Raw genomic sequence first — 16279 nt, 5'->3', positions numbered from 1 at the left:
GGCCCGCCGACGGGTCCGCATCGGTGCGGGGGCTGCGCACCCACTGGCGGCTCGGGGCCTGGCCGATCGCCATGGCGCCCCGGTCGCAGACGATGACCGGCACCGTCGCCGAGGGGCGGCAGTGGACCGGCATGGTCTTCCCCGACAGCGGCGACTACGTCATCCCCGACGGCCTCAGCCTGTTGCGCGTCGATCTCGATCTCGACCAGGGCACCTACGTCGAGCCGAACGTGTGGGTCCGGCACCGCTGAGCCGCGTCACCGCCGGGTCAGGGCGCGAGGTGGGCGCCGAGGCGGCGGACGGTCTCGGCGGCGGCGACCGCGTCGCTGCGGGCGCTGCCGTGCCGGCCGTCGCTGCTGTACATCGTCGCGTCGGCGGTGAGCGGGTGGTCGGTGAGCCGCACGTGCAGGGTGCCGAGGCGTTCCGCGAGGGCCCCGGTGCGCGCGGAGAGCCGCCGCATCCGCTCGCCGAGGCCGGTGCGGTGCCGCTCGGGCACGGCGGGGCTGAGCGACACGTCGAACATGCCGACCGTGACCACGTCCGCCCCGGCCGCCTGCAAAGCCTCGATGATCGCGGTCAGCTCCGCGTCGACGGCGTCCGCGTCGTAGCCCCGCCCGAAGGCGTCGTTGCCGCCGCAGACCACCAGCGCCAGGTCGGGGCGGAAGGCCAGCGCCGGCGCGAGCTGGGCGGCGCGCACCTCGTGCGCCCGCAGCCCCCGCAGGCCCAGATTGAGGTACGCCAGCTCCGGCCGGACGGCCCGCAGCTCGGCGGCGATCCGGTCGGCCCACTGCACGTCGGGATAGCCGTCGACGGGCTCGCAGAGCCCCTCGGCCACACTGTCGCCCAGCACCGCGAAGCGCCGCCACGGGTGGTCGCGCAGCAGCGCCGCGCTCTCCCCGTCGCGCAGGCACCACGGATCCGTCGCCTCGGTCAACGTCGATGGCATGCCGGCACGCTAGCCGACGTCCGGGGGCCGGAGAAGGGCCTGGCGGACTGACGCGACGCTACGGTCGGTCGGCTTCCGGTGCCCGGCTGCCGCGGGCGACGCGCGGTCCGCGTGTCAATGTAGCGTTGACATGTGACGCCCGAGCTGAGCCAGCTGTCCACTGTCGCGGCCGACCGCGCGCGGCTGGACGAGCGGGAGCTGGAGCTGATCGACCGCGCGCGTCACCTGGGTGCGACGTGGGCTCAGATCGCTGCCGCGCTCGGCCTGGGCAGCCGGCAGGCTGCGGAGCAGCGCCGACAGCGCCTGGCGGCGGCGCGGCGGTCGCGGCGGCAGGAACGGGATCTCGGATACTCGGCGCGGATCGCGGCGATCCGGGGCGCGGTCTTCGAGTTCCAGCGGTGGATCGAGGCGGACCGGCGGTGGGATGCGCGGTTCCGGCGCGCGGCCCTCGTGAGGAGGACCGCCGAGGTGGCCCTCGACGCCGATCCGGGCTCGCTGTACGCGCTGGCGTCGCTCCTCGCGGCCGACCTGGCCGACCTGCCCGACGTGGAACGTGGACGGTTACCGGCACCGGTGCGGACCGTCGCGTCGACTCTGGACGACCTGCTGTCAACGACACATTGACGAGTCGCGGCAGTATTGCCTGTGTCTCACTCAAGGCTGAGGATTCGAGTCGACGTGGCTCAGCCTTGGAGGACTCGTGCGCCGCAACGCCGCGCTGTTCATCGCGATCTCGCTGCTGTCGGGCTTCGGCAGCAGCGCCATGTCACTGGTCGCCGGGATCTGGATCCTGGACCTCACAGGCTCCGCCAGTCTCGCGGCCCTCGCCGGGCTCTGCGTGTACGCCCCGGTCCTCGGCGGCCCCTGGCTGGGGGCTCTGCTCGACCGGGCGCCGAGGCGACCGCTGGTCATGGCCGTCAACCTCGCGTTGTCCGCCGTACTGCTCAGTCTCCTCACGGTGCGCGGACCGGAGCAGACGTGGCTCATCTTCCTGGTGTCCTGCGCCTACGGCGTCAGCTACGTGCTGATCGACGCGGGCGAGTCGACGCTGCTGCCCTCCGCGCTGTCGCCCACGGAACTCGGAGACGTCAACGGCTGGCGTTCGAGCGCCCAGGAGGGCATGAAGCTCGTGGCGCCCGTGGTCGGTGCTGGCCTCTACGCGTGGCGCGGGGGCCACGCCGTCGTCCTGCTCAGCGCGGCGACGCCGGTCCTGGTCGCCGTCCTGTACGCGGCCGTACGGCTGAAGCAGCTGCCACCCGCCCGGCCGGCCGACCGGCCTCGCGGTGTGCGTGCGGGATTCGCCGTCCTCCTCGCGCATCGGGCGCTGCGCGTCACGGTCGTGCTCGCCGCCGTGTCGATCGCCATGTCCGGCTTCACCACCGCTGCCAACTACGCGATCGTCACCACGGGGTTGGGCCTACCGACGACGTTCCTCGGCGTGCTGCTCAGCGCGCAGGGGGCCGGGTCCGTCGTCGGCGGCCTCGTCGTCGGCCGGCTCATCGCGCGGTGGAGCCCGGTCGCCGTGGGCGTCGCCGGCACGACGCTCTTCGCGGTGAGTTGCCTGGTGCGCTGCCTGCCCTGGTGGCCCGGCACGGTCGCCGCCTCCGTCGTCGCCGGCGTCGGCCTGCCCTGGGCCCTCGTCGCCGCGGTGACCGCGGTGCAGACGCACACGCCGACAGCGATGCTCGGCCGGGTGTCCGGCACCGCCAACACCGCGATGTTCGGCCCCGTCGCGCTGGCGATCCCCATCGGCTCCGCCATCGTCCACTTCGGTGGACGCCTCACGCTCGTCGCAGCCGCCGCGATCTGCCTGGCCTGCGCAGCCGGCGCGGCCCACCGCCACCGGACGTGGCGACAGGCCGAGCGGGCCTCGACGGTCAGGTGCCCCGACGGTAGGTCATGCCGGTGCCGTCGGGGACGTCCGCGGTGCGGAAGGCCCAGGTGCCGTCGCCGGATCGGGCGAGTCCTTCGGGCCCGCCCGGTAGGCAGCCGCGAGCCGCTTCGGCGCCCGGTCCTGCCACGCCTCGACGACGAGTTCGGCCAGCTCCTCGGGGTCGATCCGGTCGAGCCGGACGAGGATCGCCGGGTAGCCGTCGAGATGCGGGACGGTGAAGTAGACGGCCGGATCGTCGGCCAGCAGTGCCTCCTTCGCCCCCAGGTCCGGCACCCGTACGCCGAGGATCGGACCGTCGGGTGCCGCCGCCCCCAGGGCGTCGAGGTCGGCTCGGCGCAGCGGTCGCTCCCAGACGAACGCCCGGTCGCGGACCTTCCACGCCGGCGCCCCCTGGTAGGACGGGTGCTCGCCCGTCTCCGGCAGACCCAGCGCGATCCGGCGTACGTCCTCCCAGGTGGCCATGTCCCGACCCTACGCCCGGCCTACGACACCCGGTGCCCGCTCGGCCGGCGCCGCCGTCGACCGTGGCCGCAGGCCGGGCAGCAGCGGCAGCAGGGTGACCACGAGGGAGAACGCCGCCATGACCAGCAGGGCGGGGGCGAGACCGAGCGCGGTGGCCGACCAGCCGCCCAGCAGCGCGCCCAGCGGCAGGCCCGCGAACGCCAGCGACCCGGCCAGCCCGATCACCCGGGTCTGCAGGCCGGCCGGCACCCGCTCGTAGATCGCCACCCCGAGCAACGGGTTCACCGCCGCGATGCCGATGCCGGAGGCGAACGTCACCGCCAGCACCACCGCCAACTCCTCGCTGAGCGCCAGGACCAGCAGGCGCGGGGCGCCGCCGAGCGCCGCGCCGACCACGAAGGTCAGGTACCGGGGCAGCCGGGGACCGTACGCCGTGAACAGCAGGTTGCCCAGCAGCGCGCCGGCCGAGAACGCCCCGAGCAACAGGCCCAGCCCGGCGGGGCCGCGCAGCACGTCGGCGACCCAGAGCGGGATGTAGACCGCGACGCTCGCGTTGACCACCATGTTCAGCGCCGAGATCACCAGCAGCATGGTCAGCAGCATCCGGTCGCGGCCCAGGTGGCGGAACCCGCCCGCGAGCGCGCGCAGGTAGCCCTCCGGCGCCGCCGGTCCCGTCGCGGCGGCCGGCGGCCGGACCAGCAGGCCGACCAGCAGGGCGCAGGCGGCGAAGCTGGCGGCGTCGAGGAGCAGCGCCTGCGTCACGCCGAACCACCAGACGAGCAGCCCGCCCAGCCCGGCGCCGAGCAGGGTGACCAGCCGGCCCAGCCCGTCGTAGACGGAGGTCAGCCGGATCAGCCGCACCCCGGCGGCCTCGGCGGCCGGGCGGAACATCGCCTGCTTGACCCGGTCGCCGACGCCCCGCAGCGCGCCCACCAGGGCGACCAGGGCGAGCAGCGCGCCGAACCCGAGCCACGGGGTGAGGGCCACCGCCACCATCAGCCCCGCGCTGCCGGCGTCGGCCAGGATGGAGGTGCGGCGCAGGCCGATCCGGTCCGCCCAGGGCGTGCCGAGGGCGCTGGAGAGCAGGTAGGGCAGCGTCTCGGCGGCGGCCACCGCGCCCATCTTCGCCGGGCTGCCGGTGGTCTCCAGCACCAGCCAGGGCAGGGCCACCACCGAGATCCGGCTGCCCAGGTTGGAGATCAGGTCGGCGGCGACCAGGACGGTCAGTTCCCGCCGGGGGGTCACGCCAGGCTGCCGATCGACGCCTCCGGGTGCTCGACCGACGACGGATGGTCCGCGGCGTACCGGGCCCGCAGCGCGCGCTTGTCCACCTTGGCCGAGCGGTTGAGCGGCAGCCGGTCCACGAACTCCACCCCGCCCGGCGCCCAGGTGTCGCTGAGCTCGGTGGTCACCAGGTCGATCAGCTCCCCGGCGGTCACCGTCGCGCCGGGCGCCGGCACCACGTAGGCGTACGGCAGCTCGCCGGCCGCCTCGTCCGGTACGCCGATCACCGCCGCCGCCCGTACCTGCGGGTGCCCCGCCAGGACGTCCTCGATCGGGCGGGAGTGGATCGGCCAGCTGCGCCGCCGGGTGAGGATCCGGTCCTGCAACCGGTCGACGAGGTAGAGGTAGCCGTCGTCGTCGAGGTGCCCGACGTCGCGGGTGCGCACCCAGCCGTCGACGAGCGTCTCGGCGGTCAGGTCGGGCTGGCCATGGTAGCCGGCGAAGCGCAGGCCGGTGTGCACCCACACCTCGCCGTTCTCACCGGGCGGCAGGACCGTGCCGTCCTCGGCGCGGATCTCGACGCGCACGTCGCCGTAGGGTCGCCCGCAGGAGCGCAGCCGCTGCGGGTGCGCCGGGTCGTCGGTCAGCCCCGGCAGGGCGGTGACGACGACGGCCTCGCTGAGGCCGTACACGATCCGCAGCACCGGGCCGAAGCGCGCGATCGCCTGGCGCAGCCGGGCGGGCGCGGCGGGCCCGGCGCCCACGTTGAACATGAACATGGCGGAGAAGTCCGCGCCGTCGAGGGCCGGGTGGTCGAGCACCTCGTAGAGCATCGGCGGCGTGACGAATGTCGAGTTGATCCGCTCCCGGTCGACGGTCCCGATGAACCGCGCCGGGTCCCAGCCGTCGCGCGGGAACAACACCCCGCCGGTGAAGAGGTTGAACAGCGTGGTTATCTGGCCGCTGGCCAGCCACATCGGCGAGTGCGACAGGTGCCGCAGCGGCGGGTGCCCGGCGGCGCGGAAGTCGGCGGCCAGGGCGAGGATCTGGGCGTAGAAGCTCTCCCGGTGGTGCACCAGCTTCGGGGTGCCGGTGGTGCCGCTGGTCTGCAGGAACGACTCCGGCGCCGGCACGTCGGCCGGCAGCTCGACCGCCCCGGCGCGCGCCGCCGCGGCGAGGAGGTCCGGGCCCGCGCCGCCCGGGCCGAGGCAGAACACGGGTACGCCGGACAGCCCGGCGGCCAGCTCCGGGCCGAGGCCGGCCGGGTCCCGGGCGTCGAAGACGAACGCGTCGGGACGGGCCAGCCGGGCGAACTCGTCGACCTCCCGGCGGGACGTCACCGGGGCGACCCACATCGTCCGGCAGCCCAGCAGGTGCAGGGCGAGCTGCACCAGGGGCCCCTCCACCGGGTTGCCGAGCGCGAGCAGCACCGACTGCCCCGGCCGTACGCCGTGCCCGAGCAGCGTCGCGGCCAGCCCGCGCACCCGCGCGGCGGCCTCGGCGTAGCTGAGCCGGTGTCCGTTTCCGACCAGCGCCTCCCGGTCGCCGAAGCCCGCGAAGAGCTCCAGCACCCGGTGCACGTAGCCGGCCGGTCGTTCCGCTCGGTCGGTCATCCGACAGCCCCCTCGCCGCAGAAGTGTGGCCGTGTGCCGGGCCGCCCGGCACGGCGCGGCGGCCGGGCGGGCGCACCGCCGCCGTCCGTGAGCGTAGGGACCACCGACTGTCACCGGACAGAGCCTGAACGGCGCTCCGGACGGACCGGAGGACATTTGATCGCGTCGATCAGGTTGATTGACGGTCGTGAAACGGGACGGCTAGGTTTCTGGACCATCGTCCAGGCGGTGCCGTCAGCGGACGGCCCTGGGCTGCCAACGATGGAGGTTCAATGTCGACTCCGAAGAGATGGCATGTCGTCACGGCCGCGGCCACCCTGCTCGTCGCCGGCGCCCCGGCGATGGTGGCCAGCGCCGGTCCGGCGGACACCGGGGCGTCCCGCCAGCGCACGGTCTGGGCGGGCAGCTGGGCCGCCGCGGTCACCAGGGGAAACGCGACCGGCCTGACCAACAACGGCCTCAACGACCAGAGCGTACGGATGGTCGTGCACACCACCGTCGGCGGAGAGCGCTTCCGGGTCCGGCTCAGCAACTCCTACGGCGAGCAGGCCGTCCGGGTCGGCCGCGCCACCGTCGCGAAGCCGAACACCGCGACCCCCGACGACCTGTCCGACATCGACCCCTCGACGCTGCGGACGCTGACCTTCGGCGGCGCCACCTCGGCCACCATGAACCGGGGCGCCGAGCTGGTCAGCGACCCCGTCGCGCTGCCCGTCGGCGACCAGCAGGACCTCGTGCTGACCGTGCACTTCCCGACCCCCACCGGGCCGGTGACCTTCCACGGCCAGTCCCGGCAGACCAACTTCATCGGCGCCAGCGACCTGACCTCCGCCGCCGGCGGGGCCGGGTTCACGATCCGACCGAACTGCTGCTGGTTCTTCCTGTCGGGCATCGACGTGCAGCGTCGGCACAGCCCCGGCTCGGTGGTGGTGCTCGGCGACTCCATCGCCGACGGCAACGGCAGCACCGTCAACGCCAACAAGCGCTGGCCCGACCTGCTCGCCGACCGGCTCATCGACGCCCGCCCGGACGTACGCACCCCGGGCGTGCTCAACCTCAGCCTCGCCGGCAACCGGCTCAACCACGAGGGCCCCGAGCCCGGGGCGGGCGGCTTTCCCGGCTACCACGAACTCGGCCCCAACGCCCTGGCCCGGCTCGACGAGGACGTCTTCGCGCAGACCGACGCCCGGACCGTGATCACCGGACTCGGCATCAACGACATCTGGATGTCGGGCGACTCCGCCGAGCAGGTCATCGCCTCGCTGCGGCAGATCAACCAGCAGGTGAAGGCGCGCGGGCTGCGCAGCCTCGTGACCACGCTCAGCCCGTACGAGGGGCACGGCAACCCGGGGGTGTGGACGCCGGAGAAGGAGGCCACCCGGCAGGCGGTGAACGCGTGGCTGCGCGGCAGCGACGAGTTCGACGGGCTGCTCGACTTCGACCGGGTGCTGCGCGATCCGGCGCAGCCGAGCCGGCTGCTGCCCGCGTACGACTCGGGCGACCACATCCACCCGAACGACGCCGGCAACCAGGCGCTGGCGGACGCCGTACCGCTGCGACTGCTCGGCCTGTGACACCGGTGCGGGCGGCGGGCGACCCCCCGCCGCCCGCGCCGCCGTACCCGAGGAGGGCCCGCGTGAGCGTCCATCCGCAGGTGGCGGCGTACCGGGCCGCCCGCGCGGCGGCCGGCACCCCGCCGCTGTACACCCAGACCCTGGCCGAGGCCCGCGCCGCCGACCTCGCCGCGATCCGCGCCGGCGGCGGCGCGGTCGAGCCGGTGCACGAGGTACGCGACACGCGCGTGCCCGGCCCGGCCGGCGACCTGCCGGTGCGCATCCACCGGCCGGCGGGGGAGGGGCCGCTGCCCACCCTGGTCTACTTCTTCGGCGGCGGCTGGACGCTGGGCAGCGTCGACACCGCCGACGGCATCTGCCGGCGCCTCGCCAACGCGGTGCCCTGCCAGGTGGTCACCGTCGGCTACCGGCTGGCCCCGGAGCATCCCTTCCCCGCCGCCGTGCACGACTGTCACGCGGCCGCCGCGTGGCTCGCCACGCACCCGGAGGAGTTCGGCGTCGACCCGGAGCGCGTGGCGGTCGGCGGGGACAGCGCCGGTGGCAACCTCGCCGCCGCCGTCACCCTGCTGGCCCGGGAGCGCGGCGGGCCCCGCCTCGCCGCGCAACTGCTGGTGTACCCGAACACCGACCAGAGCGCCGTACCCGACGGCGACGGCGAGGACCCGCTGCTGTTCAACCGCCGCTCGGTCGCCTGGTACCGGGGCCACTACCTCACCGACCCGGCCGACGCGCGGCACCCGCTGGCGTCGCCGCTGCTCGCCGCGGACCTGACCGGTCTGCCGCCGGCGCTGGTGATCACCGCCGAGCACGACCCGCTGCGCGCCGAGGGGGAGCGGTACGCGCACCGGCTGCGCGACGCCGGGGTGCCCACCACCCTCACCCGGTACGCCGGCATGATCCACGGCTTCTTCGCCATGCCCGCAGCGTTCGACGACGGCCGCCGCGCCCAGGACCAGGCCGCCGCGTTCCTGCGCGGCCGGCTCGGCACGCCGGGCGTCGGCACGCCGGGCGTCGGCACGCCGGGCGGTGCATCGGCCGGTAGTGCGGCGACCGTCAGTGGGGGCGGCGCCGGGGTGAAGGGAGACCGGTGATGGTGGAGGGCGTACTGCCGAAGTCGGACCTGCCGGTGGCGCAGCCGTCGCCGGCCAGCCTGGCCGACTTCGCGGGGATGGCCCGGGCGGTGCTGCCGCCCGACGTGTGGGACTACGTCGACGGTGGCAGCGGCGCCGAGACGACGCTCGCCGCGAACCGCCGCGCGCTGGACCGGGTGGCCGTGCTGCCCCGGGTGCTGCGCGGCGTGCACACCCCCCGCACCGGGGCGCGGCTGCTCGGCGCGTCGTACGCCATGCCGGTGGCCGTGGCGCCCATGGCGTACCAGCGGCTCGTGCACCCCGAGGGGGAGCTGGCGCTGGCCACCGCCGCCCGCGCGGCCGACGTGCCGTACGTGGCCAGCACCCTGAGCAGCGTGTCGATCGAGCAGATCGCGGAGACCGGCGCGAGGGTCTGGTTCCAGCTCTACTGGCTGCGCGACCGGGGCCTGGTCGCCGACCTGCTGGAGCGGGCGCACGCGGCGGGCTGCACGGCGCTGACGGTCACCGTGGACGTGCCGATCCTCGGCCCGCGCCGGCGCGACGTGCGCAACGCGTTCGCCATCCCGCCGCACGTCGTGGCGGCCAACCTGCCGGCCGGCCGCGACGACCTCGCGCACACCGCCACCCCGGGGGTCTCCGCCATCGCCGCGCACACCGGCGAGGTCTTCGCGCCCGCGCTGACCTGGGCCGACCTGGAGTGGCTGCGCGGCCGTACGGCCCTGCCGCTGGTGGTGAAGGGCGTGCTGGACCCGCGCGACGCGGAGCTGGCGGTGGCCGCCGGCGCGGACGCCGTGGTGGTCTCCAACCACGGCGGTCGGCAGCTCGACGGGGCCCCGGCCACCGCCACCGTGCTGCCGGAGGTGGTGGCGGCGGTGGCGGACCGGTGCGAGGTGCTGCTGGACAGCGGCGTGCGCGACGGCGTCGACGTGCTGCGCGCGCTCGCCCTCGGCGCGCGGGGGGTGCTGGTCGGCAGGCCCATGCTGTGGGCGCTCGCCGCCGGCGGCGAGGCCGGGGCGCGTACGGCGCTGGCGCTGCTGGCCGGCGAGTTCCGCGACGCCCTGGCGCTGGCCGGCTGCGCCGACCCGGCGGCGGCCCGCGAGCTGCGCGTGATCAGGGAGGGCTGACCGTGACGGAGACGGCGGACCTGCGCGTCGCCGACCTGCACCCGGCGGTCGACGACCCGGCGCTGAACTCGATGAACTTCCTCAACGAGGTGGCGCAGCACTACCCCGACGCGGTGTCGCTCGCGGCCGGCCGGCCGTACGAGGAGTTCTTCGACGTCGCGGCGCTGCACCGGCACCTGGAGAGGTTCCGCCGGCACCTGGCCGACGACCTGGGGCAGAGCCCTGCGCAGGTGCACCGGACGCTGTTGCAGTACGGCCGCACCAAGGGCATCGTGCACCACCTCGTCGCCCGCAACCTCGCCGTCGACGAGCAGCTGACGGTCGACCCGGAGGCAATCGTGGTGACCGTCGGCTGCCAGGAGGCGATGTTCCTGGTGCTGCGGGCGCTGCGGGCCGATCCACGCGACGTGCTGCTCGCCGTCGCCCCGACGTACGTGGGGCTGACCGGCGCCGCCCGGTTGCTGGACCTGCCGGTGCGGCCGGTGCGGGGCGGCCCTGCCGGGATCGACCTGGCCGACCTGCGCGAGCAGGTGCGCCTCGCCCGGGCGGCGGGGCTGCGCCCGCGCGCCTGCTACGTGATGCCGGACTTCGCCAACCCGTCCGGGACCAGCATCGGCCTGGCCGACCGGCGGCGGCTGCTCGACCTGGCCGCCGAGGAGGACCTGCTGCTGCTGGAGGACAACCCGTACGGTCTCTTCCCCGCCTCGGAGTCGGGTCGGTCGCCGACGCGGTCCGGTCGGCCACCGACGCTCAAGGCGCTGGACACCGCGCGGCGGGTGGTCTACCTGGGCTCGTTCGCCAAGACGGTGCTGCCCGGCGCGCGCGTGGGCTACGTGGTCGCCGACCAGCGCGTCGCCGGCGTCGACGGCACGGTGGGGCTGTTTGCCGACCAGCTCGCCAAGATCAAGAGCATGGTCACGGTGAACACCTCGCCGATCGCCCAGGCGGTCGTCGGCGGGGCGCTGCTGGAGCACGGGTGCAGCCTCGTGACGGCCACCGTCCGGGAACGGGCCGCGTACGGACGCAACCTGCGCCACCTCGTCGACGGCCTGGCCCGGCGCTTCCCGGCGGGCACCTCGCCGGTGCGGTGGAACGTCCCGGCCGGCGGGTTCTTCGTCGTGGTCACCGTGCCGTTCGAGGTCGACGACGCGCTGCTGCACCGCTCCGCCCGTGGGTACGGCCTGCTCTGGACGCCGATGGCGCACTTCTACGACGACGGCGCCCCGGTCGACGCGCTGCGGCTTTCGGTCAGCGCCGTGACCCCGGAGCAGATCGACCTCGGGCTGGACCGGCTGGCCGCGCTGGTCGCCGACGAGGCGACCCGCCGGGCGGCGAACGCCGAGGTGGGATGACACAACGCGTTCACCGCATGGCAAAGCGCGACTGCCCGTGTTTCGCCGTCCTTGGTGGACACTCATAATGGACGCCATGGTCGCCTGGGAGTACGCGTTGCTGGTCCGCCGTTATCAGGGGCAGGGCCGCGCCTTTCACGTCAGCTTCACCTGGTACGGCCCGGACGGGTCGCGCCGGGACATCACCGCGTACGGCGACACGGCGATCGCGCACCTCAACCGGGCCGGCCGGGAGGGCTGGGAGCTGGTCTCCGCCGCCGAGGACGTGAACAACGTCCAGGGCAGCACCGAGGTGCACCGCTACCACCTGAAGCGGCCCGTCGCCTGAGGCCTCGGCCGTCCTCCTCCCCGCCGCCCCGGGTCCGGCCGCCCGGGTGCGGCTCGGGTCCGGCCGCCCCGGCGGCGGTGCGGAGCACACCGCCGTGCGTCGGCGGCGTGCCGGGCGCGCGGCGGTTGTTGCTAGCGTCTTCTCCCGCCGCCGCCGACCGGTCGCCCGCCCGGGTGCCGGCGCGCCGCGGCGGGAGGGAGCAGCCGTGGCGGCAGGAGAAGGCGCGGCGCGGCCGGCGGCCGGGCCGGCCCGGTTCGTCGTCGGCGTCGACTTCGGCACCCTCTCCGGTCGGGCGGTCGTGGTCGACGTCGCCGATGGCGTCGTGCGGGGCGAGGCCGTCCACCCGTACCGGCACGGGGTGATCAGCGAGCGGCTGCCCGACGGCACGCCGCTGCCACCGGACTGGGCGTTGCAGCACCCCGACGACCACCGCGAGGTGCTCCGCGTCGCGGTGCCCGCCGCGCTGCGCGCCGCCGGGATCCGGCCCGGGGACGTGTGCGGCATCGGCGTCGACGCCACCTCCTGCACGATGCTGCCGGCCCTCGCCGACGGCACCCCGCTCTGCGAGCTGCCCGACCTGGGCGGCCGGCCGCACGCGTACCCGAAGCTGTGGAAGCACCACGCGGCCCAGCGGCAGGCCGCCCGGATCAACGACGTCGCCGCCGCGCGCGGCGAGCGCTGGCTGCCCCGCTACGGCGGCCGGGTCTCCGCCGAGTGGCAGCTCGCCAAGGCGCTGGAGGTGCTGGAGGAGGATCCGGCGGTCTTCGACCGGGCGGAGCGCCTCATCGAGACCGCGGACTGGCTGGTCTGGCAGCTCTGCGGCCAGGAGACCCGCAACGTCTCCGCCGCCGGCTACAAGGGGCTGCGGCAGGACGGGCGGTACCCGTCGGCGGAGTTCCTGCGCGCCCTGCACCCCCGCCTCGACGGCCTGCTGCCGCGCGTCGACGGTCCGCTCGTGCCCGTGGGCGCCCGGGCCGGCGGGCTCACCGCCGAGGCCGCCGCGTGGACCGGGCTGCCGGTCGGGACCGCCGTCGCGGCGGGCGCCATCGACGCGCACGTCACCGCCGCGGCGGCCCGCGCCGTCGAGCCCGGCCGGATGCTCGCGGTGCTCGGCACCTCCACCTGCCTGATCATGAACGCGGCGGCGTACCGCGAGGTGCCCGGCGTCTGCGGCGTGGTCGACGGGGGCGTCACCACCGGGGCCTGGGGCTACGAGGCGGGACAGAGCGGGGTCGGCGACATCTTCGCCTGGTACGCCCGCACCGCCCTGCCGGCCGGCTACGCCGACGAGGCGCGCCGCCGGGGGCTCAGCCCGTACGAGCTGCTGGACGCCCTGGCCGCCGACCAGCCGGTGGGCGGGCACGGGCTGCTGGCCCTGGACTGGCACAGCGGCAACCGCTCGGTGCTGATGGACCACGAGCTGAGCGGCGTGCTGGTCGGGCTGACCCTCGCCACCCGCCCCGAGGAGATCTGGCGGGCGCTGCTGGAGGCCACGGCCTTCGGCGCCCGGACCGTCATCGACGCGTTCACCGCCGCCGGGGTGGCCGTCGACGAGCTGACCGTGGCCGGCGGGCTGACCGGCAACCGGCTGCTGCTGCGGATCTACGCCGACGTGCTCAACCGGCCGCTGCACGTGCTCGACTCCGCCCACCCGGCGGCGCTGGGCGCGGCCATCCACGCGGCGGTCGCCGCCGGGGCGTACCCGGACGTGCCGGCCGCCTCGGCGGCGATGGGCGCCGGCCGGCGCGAGACCTGGCACCCCGACCCGGCCCGGTCGGCGGCCTACGACGCCTTGTACGCCGACTACCGCGCCCTGCACGACCACTTCGGCCGGGGCGGCACCGACGTCCTGCACCGCCTCCGCACCCTCCGCCACCGCTCCCACCCCCACTAACCCCCCCCGGCCCTGCCCCACCCCGCCCCCGCCCCACCCCACCAGCGCGTCGATCATGCAGTTGTGGCGGGTCACAAGGCGACATCAAGGCGGATGAAACGGGCACCGCAACTGCATGATCGACGCCCCAGGGGGGGCGACGCGGCGCGGGGCAGCGCCGCGACGGGGGCGGGGCGGGGGCGGGTGGGGTGACGACGCCCCCGCTCGGCGGGCCGGGCGGGGGCGTCGGGGTGGTGCGGGTCAGCCGAGGTCGACGGCCGGGTAGAGCGGGAAGCCGGTCAGCAGGTCGCTGGCCTGCTTGCTGATCCGGTCGGCGACGGCCGGGTCGAGGACGTACTTGGCCTTGGATCCGGTGCCGTCCGGGTTGGCGCCCGGCTTGGTCTGGCTGAGCACGGTGTGGATCAGCTCGGCCGTCTCGTCCATCTGTGCGGTGCCGAGGCCCCGGCTGGTCAGCGCCGGGGTGCCGATCCGGATGCCGGAGGTGTACCAGGCGCCGTTCGGGTCCTGCGGGACGGAGTTGCGGTTGGTGACGATGCCCGAGTCGAGCAGCGCCTGCTCGGCCTGCCGGCCGGTCAGCCCGTAGCCGGAGACGTCGATCAGCACCAGGTGGTTGTCGGTGCCGCCGGTGACCAGCTTGCCGCCCCGGCGCAGCAGCCCCTCGGCGAGGGCCTGGGCGTTGTCGACGATCCGCTGCGCGTAGTCGGCGAAGTCGGGGCGGCGGGCCTCGGCGAGGGCGACGGCCTTGGCGGCCATCACGTGCGGCAGCGGGCCGCCGAGCACCATCGGGCAGCCCCGGTCGACCTGGTCGGCCAGCTCGGGCTGGCAGAGCACCATGCCGCCGCGCGGGCCGCGCAGCGACTTGTGGGTGGTGGTGGTGACGATGTGCGCGTGCGGCACCGGGTCGAAGTCGCCGGTGAAGACCTTTCCGGCGACCAGGCCGGCGAAGTGCGCCATGTCGACCATGAAGGTGGCGCCGACGGAGTCGGCGATCTCCCGCATGATCCGGAAGTTGACCTTCCGCGGGTACGCCGAGTAGCCGGCGACCAGGATCAGCGGCTTGAACTCGCGGGCCGCCTCGGCGACCTTGTCGTAGTCCACGAGGCCGGTGACCGGGTCGGTGCCGTAGCTGCGCTGGTCGAACATCTTGCCGGAGATGTTCGGCCGGAACCCGTGGGTGAGGTGGCCGCCGGCGTCCAGCGACATGCCGAGCATCCGCTGGTTGCCCAGCTCCCGGCGCAATGCGAACCAGTCCGCCTCGGTGAGGTCGTTGACCTGCCGCACCTGCGCCTTCTTCAGCGCGGGCGACTCCACCCGGTCGGCCAGGATCGCCCAGAAGGCGACGAGGTTGGCGTCGATGCCGGAGTGTGGCTGCACGTACGCGTGGGCGGCGCCGAACAGCTCCCGGGCGTGCTCGGCGGCGAGCGCCTCGACGGTGTCGACGTTCTGGCAGCCCGCGTAGAAGCGGCGGCCGACGGTGCCCTCGGCGTACTTGTCGCTGAACCAGTTGCCCATGGTCAGCAGGGTCGCGGGGGAGGCGTAGTTCTCGCTGGCGATGAGCTTGAGCGACTCGCGCTGGTCGGCGAGCTCGGCGCCGATGGCGTCGGCCACCCGGGGCTCGACGGCGCGGATCACCTCGAGGGCGCTGCGGAAGGCGGTGGATTCGGCGTTCAGCGACGACATGCGACCTCCAGTGACGTGCGGAAGGCCCAGGCGCTCGGCATGCGTCCTCATGACGGGACCGCTTCCCGATGGTGCCCCATCCCTACGCGCCAGTCACGGCCCGCGCCGATCCTACCGGGTCGACCCCGGCGGTTCCCGGCCCGCCTCGCCCCGGCGACGGGCGCCCGGTGGGGTGGGCGGGTGTCGATGTGGGGATTAACCGGTCCGGACCGGGGCACAGCACACCTGGGACGGCCTCGGATGCGCGGGCCGCCCGCCGACGAGGGGAGTAGGAGATGACCACATCGGGCACGGACCGGCCGTTCGCCGTGGTGACCGGCGCGTCCAGCGGCATCGGGTACGAACTGGCGGTCCAGTTCGTCGAGCACGGGTACGACCTGCTGATCGCCGCCGAGGACGACGGGATCGGCACGGCCGCGGAGCGGCTGCGGCGCGACGGTGGACCCCGGGTGGATCCCGTCCGAACCGATCTGACCCGCGCCGAGGGGGTCGAGGAGCTGGCGGCGGCGGTGGCCGCGACCGGCCGCCCGGTCGACGCGCTGGCGCTCAACGCCGGGCGGGGCGCCGGTGGGGAGTTCGTCGGGGGCACCACGCTCGCGGACGAGCTGGCCGTCGTCGACCTGAACGTACGCTCGACGGTGCACCTGGCCAAGCTGCTGCTGCCCGGCATGGTGCGGCGCGGCGCCGGCCGGGTCCTGTTCACCTCGTCGATCTCCGCCACCCTGCCGGGACCCTTCCAGGCCGTCTACGACGCCTCGAAGTCGTTCGTGCAGTCCTTCGCGGAGGCGCTGCGCGACGAGCTGAAGGACACCGGGGTGACGGTGACCTCGCTGATGCCGGGGCCGACCGACACGGAGTTCTTCGACCGTGCCGAGATGGCGGACACCCGGGTCGGCTCCGGGCGCAAGGACGACCCGCGGACCGTGGCCGAGCAGGGCTTCGCGGCGATGCTGCGCGGCGACCAGACGGTGACCGCGGGTTCGCTGCTCACCAAGGTGCAGACCGCCGTCAGCAAGATCGTCCCGGACAAGCTCAATGCGGCGCAGCACCGCAAGATGGCCGAGCCGGGCTCCGGCAGCTGACCCTTCCGGGGCCCG

At 75.0% G+C, this 16279-nt stretch carries 13 protein-coding genes, 2 pseudogenes and 1 riboswitch; of the genes and pseudogenes, 10 read left to right on the top strand and 5 right to left on the bottom strand.

The annotated features are described in order from the left end of the window. The first annotated feature begins 23 nt into the window (after positions 1-23). Complete coding sequence (locus AC0OO9_RS01170) at positions 24-251, top strand: hypothetical protein (protein WP_484514857.1); 228 nt, start codon at positions 24-26, stop codon at positions 249-251. 17 nt (positions 252-268) lie between these two features. Here AC0OO9_RS01170 and AC0OO9_RS01165 read toward each other — a convergent pair whose 3' ends face one another. After that, on the bottom strand, positions 269-946 hold the full coding sequence (locus AC0OO9_RS01165; RefSeq protein WP_484514855.1) for an SGNH/GDSL hydrolase family protein: 678 nt from the start codon (positions 944-946) through the stop codon (positions 269-271). 132 nt (positions 947-1078) lie between these two features. Between AC0OO9_RS01165 and AC0OO9_RS01160 the strand changes: the two genes are divergently transcribed. Both AC0OO9_RS01160 and AC0OO9_RS01155 read left to right on the top strand, forming a co-directional pair. Further along, positions 1079-1570 carry a hypothetical protein gene (locus tag AC0OO9_RS01160; RefSeq protein ID WP_484514853.1) on the top strand — a complete coding sequence of 164 codons (492 nt, stop codon included), beginning with the start codon at positions 1079-1081 and terminating at the stop codon, positions 1568-1570. Between the two features lie 139 nt (positions 1571-1709). Beyond that, positions 1710-2714, top strand: a pseudogene (locus tag AC0OO9_RS01155) (MFS transporter); the annotation flags it as partial. 129 nt (positions 2715-2843) lie between these two features. Here the strand turns inward: AC0OO9_RS01155 and AC0OO9_RS01150 are convergent. Genes AC0OO9_RS01150 through AC0OO9_RS01140 form a run of 3 tightly spaced genes read right to left on the bottom strand, consistent with a single transcriptional unit; the run spans position 2844 to position 6139 of the window. Beyond that, positions 2844-3302 (bottom strand): MmcQ/YjbR family DNA-binding protein, encoded by a 459-nt coding sequence (locus AC0OO9_RS01150; protein WP_484514851.1) that lies wholly within the window; start codon positions 3300-3302, stop codon positions 2844-2846. Positions 3303-3311: 9 nt separating this feature from the next. Next, positions 3312-4547, bottom strand: a complete 1236-nt coding sequence (locus AC0OO9_RS01145; protein ID WP_484514849.1) for an MFS transporter — start codon at positions 4545-4547, stop codon at positions 3312-3314. After that, the gene (locus tag AC0OO9_RS01140; protein ID WP_484514847.1) at positions 4544-6139 is read right to left on the bottom strand and encodes a class I adenylate-forming enzyme family protein; all 1596 of its coding nucleotides are present in this window, start codon (positions 6137-6139) and stop codon (positions 4544-4546) included. Before AC0OO9_RS01140 ends, AC0OO9_RS01145 begins: the two co-directional genes overlap by 4 nt. A 272-nt stretch (positions 6140-6411) precedes the next feature. Here AC0OO9_RS01140 and AC0OO9_RS01135 point away from each other — a divergent pair, with 272 nt between their 5' ends. The 6 genes and pseudogenes from AC0OO9_RS01135 (at position 6412) to AC0OO9_RS01110 (ending at position 13502) form a co-directional block, all read left to right on the top strand. Further along, the gene (locus AC0OO9_RS01135) at positions 6412-7713 is read left to right on the top strand and encodes an SGNH/GDSL hydrolase family protein (RefSeq protein ID WP_484514845.1); all 1302 of its coding nucleotides are present in this window, start codon (positions 6412-6414) and stop codon (positions 7711-7713) included. Between the two features lie 62 nt (positions 7714-7775). Then, a pseudogene (locus AC0OO9_RS01130) lies at positions 7776-8693 on the top strand (alpha/beta hydrolase); the annotation flags it as partial. A gap of 110 nt (positions 8694-8803) precedes the next feature. Further along, complete coding sequence (locus tag AC0OO9_RS01125; RefSeq protein ID WP_484514844.1) at positions 8804-9928, top strand: alpha-hydroxy acid oxidase; 1125 nt, start codon at positions 8804-8806, stop codon at positions 9926-9928. After that, on the top strand, positions 9877-11280 hold the full coding sequence (locus tag AC0OO9_RS01120) for an aminotransferase-like domain-containing protein (RefSeq protein WP_484518110.1): 1404 nt from the start codon (positions 9877-9879) through the stop codon (positions 11278-11280). Before AC0OO9_RS01125 ends, AC0OO9_RS01120 begins: the two co-directional genes overlap by 52 nt. Before the next feature lie 67 nt (positions 11281-11347). Further along, a complete protein-coding gene (locus AC0OO9_RS01115; RefSeq protein WP_132234668.1) occupies positions 11348-11608 on the top strand; it encodes a hypothetical protein in 261 nt (86 codons plus the stop codon). Between the two features lie 205 nt (positions 11609-11813). Beyond that, positions 11814-13502 (top strand): ribulokinase, encoded by a 1689-nt coding sequence (locus AC0OO9_RS01110; RefSeq protein ID WP_484514842.1) that lies wholly within the window; start codon positions 11814-11816, stop codon positions 13500-13502. Positions 13503-13742: 240 nt separating this feature from the next. Here the strand turns inward: AC0OO9_RS01110 and AC0OO9_RS01105 are convergent, their stop codons facing one another. Continuing rightward, complete coding sequence (locus AC0OO9_RS01105; RefSeq protein WP_484514840.1) at positions 13743-15182, bottom strand: glycine hydroxymethyltransferase; 1440 nt, start codon at positions 15180-15182, stop codon at positions 13743-13745. Between the two features lie 17 nt (positions 15183-15199). Next, positions 15200-15289: riboswitch (ZMP/ZTP riboswitch) on the bottom strand. Positions 15290-15457: 168 nt separating this feature from the next. Between AC0OO9_RS01105 and AC0OO9_RS01100 the strand changes: the two genes are divergently transcribed. Continuing rightward, positions 15458-16264: an SDR family NAD(P)-dependent oxidoreductase gene (locus AC0OO9_RS01100; protein WP_484514838.1), complete on the top strand. Its 807-nt coding sequence runs from the start codon at positions 15458-15460 to the stop codon at positions 16262-16264. Positions 16265-16279 lie beyond the last annotated feature (15 nt).

This window comes from Micromonospora sp. USAFONa4, from assembly GCF_057197825.1.
This window is presented reverse-complemented; position numbering and strand designations above follow the sequence as displayed.